The sequence below is a fragment of the Erythrobacter westpacificensis genome (assembly GCF_039542285.1).
Taxonomy (GTDB): domain Bacteria; phylum Pseudomonadota; class Alphaproteobacteria; order Sphingomonadales; family Sphingomonadaceae; genus Alteraurantiacibacter; species Alteraurantiacibacter westpacificensis.
This window is the reverse complement of record NZ_BAABHV010000038.1, coordinates 1-3,558: the sequence shown is the minus strand read 5'-3', so window position 1 is coordinate 3,558 and position 3,558 is coordinate 1. Positions and strand designations below refer to the sequence as shown.

Genomic DNA, 3,558 nt, shown 5'->3' with positions numbered 1-3,558 from the left:
TTTACTCCAGATAATTGTGGCGGTCGGGGCAGCGTGGCCGAAGGCTATGCCCGCTTGCGGACGTCGTTGAGCATGGCGATCAGAGTGTCTGACGGCGGCTTGAAGCGTCCAGGGCTGATTTCCGGCCCGCCATGCGCAGCCAAAATCCGCAGCTTCTCCTCTGAATCGGCGCGCAGATAGGTTTCGGTGCTCTGGATGCTGGCATGTCCGAGCCACAAAGCGACTTTGCGAATATCGCCTGTCGCTGCGAGCGTGTGCATTGCGCAGGAATGACGCAATACATGCGGCGTGACTCGTTTACTAAGCAATGACGGCTGCTTCTTTGCTGCCGCCTTGACATGCTGGGTGAGACGGAATGCGAAGCCATCGCGGGTGATGGGCTGACCGTTGGCGTTGAGAAACACCTCGGCGACCTCTGTCTCAGGACGGATGACAAGCCATGCGCGGAGTGCGGACTGGGTCTCTTTCCATAGCGGCAAGACCCGCTCACGCCGTCCCTTGCCCATGATGTGGGCCGTCGAGAGCGATCGAACCGGGAAATCGCCCAGTTGCAGCGACACGAGTTCCGATACCCGAAGCCCCGCTGCATAGGTCAAGTGCAGCATGGCGCGATCGCGCGTACCGAGCCGTGTCCGAGGATCGGGCGCGTCGAGTAATGCCTTGATCTCGGCCCGGTCGAGATAATCGATCAGCGTCTTATCTGCCTTCTTGCTGGGGATCGATCGAACCCGAAGCGCTTGGTCAAGACACACCGGAACCCGATACTCGATGTACCGGAAGAAGGACCTGATGGCCGCCAACCTGCCATTGCGGGTCCGCACACAACTGCCGCGCTCGACTTCGACATGGTCAAGAAAGGCCATGATCATATCAGTGCCGAAATCCTCGATCTCGAGATCGGTCGGTCGACGCTTCAGCCGATCGGATGCGAACCGGACCAGCAGAACGAAGCAGTTGGCATAGGTCTTCACCGTATGCGGGCTTACGGCGCGTTCCCGCGGCAAATGCTCGCGCAGGAAGGCTGCGAGGTGGGGAGCAAGCGCCGTCATGCCGCTTCTCCCAGATACAGATCCTCGCTCGCGGCAGCGATGTCGCGCAGCAGCACTGGCGTGGCTTCTAGATACCAGTAGGTGTTGGCGACCGAGGAGTGACCCAGATAGAAGCTGAGCGCGGCCATGTGGTGCGCCACGGCTTCCCGGTCAGGCGAGCACGACTCAAGCGAGCGCACGGCGAAGGTATGCCGCAAATCGTGAAGCCGCATACCTGCAGTCCCGGTTGGTCCACGATATCCGAGCTGTCGCGCCAGCCTGACGAACACGACGTGGGCGCGGACCTTATGGGGTGCTCTTCCCCGGATCGTCACGAACAGATCGTTGCCCGTGGCACCGAGCCTTGCCCGGGTTGCGAGATAGGCCTTGAGAGCCTGACGGATTGATGGCTGCAAGGCGATCAGGCGCTGCTTACCGAACTTGCCGTTGCGGACGATCAGACCGTCTTCGACCAGATCGTCGCATTGCAGCGCCAGGGCTTCGGAAATCCTCAGACCGGTCGCCGCCAGCAGCCCGAACAGGTAATGATAGGTGAAGGGACTGATCATGCCCTTGGGCGGAAGATCGAGCGCCGCCTTCATGATCGCCCGGATCTGTTCCGGTTGGATGATGTGCGGCGTTGGTCGCGGACGCTTCCCCCGGCCAAACACACTGGCGGGCGGAACCTGGTTGGCTGGATCCTCGGCATGGGCAAACAAGCAGAAGTTGCGCACGAAAGTGAACCCGGTCCGCGCGGTGTTCTGCGAAGTCGTCGCGCGGCACCAGTCGTAGATGCGGTCGATACGGGTGTGGCTGTCTCCGAAGCCAGTCGCGTAGGTGCCGAACTTGCGAAGCAGGCGCTCCTGCTCGAAAAATTTGCGACCGAGGCTGCGATGCAAAGCGACATACCGCGAAATCTGTGCGTTTATCATGACAGGTCTCCGGGCCAGGGTTGTGCGATCTTCAAGAGCATCGGCAGATCGGTCTTGGCGTAAATGGCGGTGGTCTCGGGCGAGCTGTGGCGCAGGATGGTCCCGATGGACTCCAGGCCTGCACCAGAGCGCAGCATGTTGGTTGCAAGCGAATGCCGAAATATGTGCGATCCGGTCGGCAGACCTTCGATCCCGCCGCGCTCGAGTGTGCGTGCAACGATGCCGGCGATCTCGGCTGATGAACTGAATGGCCGGAACGGGGCTTGCGAACGCAAGAACAGGTGCGCTTCGATAGCCGTCGGGCGGGCCGCAGCAAGATATGCCAGGATCGCGTCGCCAACACCCTGTGGCAATGGCAAACGATCCGGTCGACGCGTCTTGCCCTTGACCTTCAGTTGGCCGGATCGCCAATCGATATCGTCGAGACGCATATCCCGAATATCTCCTGCTCGCAGGCCAAGTCTGGCAAGCAGGAGAATGATCGCCTTATCCCGAACTTCCACCGGCCGACCTGTCGGGCAGGCTGCAATGATCCTCTCGATCGTTGCCGGGTCGATGTAGCGCGGCAATGCCGAAAGCCGGTATCTCCGTACGGAAGGCATTGCGTGCAGCAGCGCTGGGCGGCATTGGCCTCGGCCAATAAGAAACCGAAGATAGCTCCTCATGATTGTGGCGAGCAGCGCAGTCGATCCCGGGATCTCCTTGCTGCGACGCTCGAACGCATCTCGCAAAGTGGCAGCATCCCATTGTGCCGGCGCGCCGAGCATGGGCATCAGCCGCTCAATCTCTGCCCGGTATCGCCGGATCGTCTCGTCGGTCACGCCTCGATCCTGCCTGAGCCAACCGACATATGCCGCGACCTGCGGATCTTCGACCACCTTCACCGCGACCGGGGCGATGGCGCGCCGATCACGAAGAAACTCTACGAAGTGCCGTGTGCAACGCCGCCGTCGCTTCCTTCCTGAAGCGGCCAGCTTGCCGCGCTTGCGGAAAACCGGGCACCGACAATCGTGATCGGCATACTGTTCGGTGATCGTGTCATCGACATCGGTCCATGGACATCGCGATACCCGCAGCCAGGCCGCGAAGTGCTCCGCCTCTGAACGGTAGGCTTGCGCCACCCCCTTCGCGAGTTGGAGGCCATCGATCATATGCGAATAGTCAGCAAGATGACGCCCGAGATCGCCGATCCCGTCGGCTACGTCGATGTGACCCTGATCTTCGAGAAACCGGACGAAGCGCCTGACACGCGCCGCAAGATCGGCCTTGTAGGCTGTCGCTTGCGCTGAATACCCCGGACAACGGCATCGATGCTGCTCAAAACGGCGCACGATCCGATCATCAACCGTCCCGAGCGCAATCCCGCGTAGTCCCAGCCAACACAGAAAATGGCGGATCGCTGCGCTGTACAGGACCGCACAGGCCGTTCCCTCTTCAACCGACAGAGAGGAGAGGAATGCACTGAATAGGGCGTCAGGACTGGGCGGCTCTCCAATCCTGCGCGGTGCAGGCTGGAACGACAAAAATGATCTTGTTGGCATAGTGGTTCCTTCGACTTGTTGAGGTCGAAGGAACGGTAATTATCTGGAGTGAAATCA

General features: G+C 60.7%; 4 protein-coding genes. 1 reads left to right on the top strand and 3 read right to left on the bottom strand.

Features of this window, described 5'->3' with window-relative positions:
* Positions 1-44: 44 nt before the first annotated feature.
* From ABFX23_RS17675 to ABFX23_RS17665, 3 genes are read right to left on the bottom strand one after another with little or no spacing between them, the layout of a single operon-like run.
* Positions 45-1,049: a tyrosine-type recombinase/integrase gene (locus ABFX23_RS17675; RefSeq protein ID WP_205440756.1), complete on the bottom strand. Its 1,005-nt coding sequence runs from the start codon at positions 1,047-1,049 to the stop codon at positions 45-47.
* Positions 1,046-1,960, bottom strand: coding sequence for a tyrosine-type recombinase/integrase (locus tag ABFX23_RS17670; protein ID WP_185884407.1), 915 nt, complete (start codon positions 1,958-1,960; stop codon positions 1,046-1,048). Before ABFX23_RS17670 ends, ABFX23_RS17675 begins: the two co-directional genes overlap by 4 nt.
* Positions 1,957-3,111, bottom strand: a complete 1,155-nt coding sequence (locus ABFX23_RS17665) for a tyrosine-type recombinase/integrase (protein WP_428831685.1) — start codon at positions 3,109-3,111, stop codon at positions 1,957-1,959. The genes ABFX23_RS17670 and ABFX23_RS17665 overlap by 4 nt, the downstream gene beginning before the upstream one ends.
* Here ABFX23_RS17665 and ABFX23_RS17840 point away from each other — a divergent pair, their 5' ends adjacent.
* Positions 3,112-3,249 (top strand): hypothetical protein, encoded by a 138-nt coding sequence (locus ABFX23_RS17840; protein WP_428831684.1) that lies wholly within the window; start codon positions 3,112-3,114, stop codon positions 3,247-3,249. It begins immediately after the preceding gene.
* The last annotated feature ends 309 nt before the right edge of the window (positions 3,250-3,558 follow it).

What these genes read in the sequence shown, in the direction of transcription:
- ABFX23_RS17665 (WP_428831685.1), bottom strand. Translation starts at nt 3,111, where the DNA reads ATGATCGATGGCCTCCAACTCGCGAAGGGGGTGGCGCAAGCCTACCGT.
- ABFX23_RS17670 (WP_185884407.1), bottom strand. Translation starts at nt 1,960, where the DNA reads ATGATAAACGCACAGATTTCGCGGTATGTCGCTTTGCATCGCAGCCTC.
- ABFX23_RS17675 (WP_205440756.1), bottom strand. Translation starts at nt 1,049, where the DNA reads ATGACGGCGCTTGCTCCCCACCTCGCAGCCTTCCTGCGCGAGCATTTG.
- ABFX23_RS17840 (WP_428831684.1), top strand. Translation starts at nt 3,112, where the DNA reads ATGCGAATAGTCAGCAAGATGACGCCCGAGATCGCCGATCCCGTCGGC.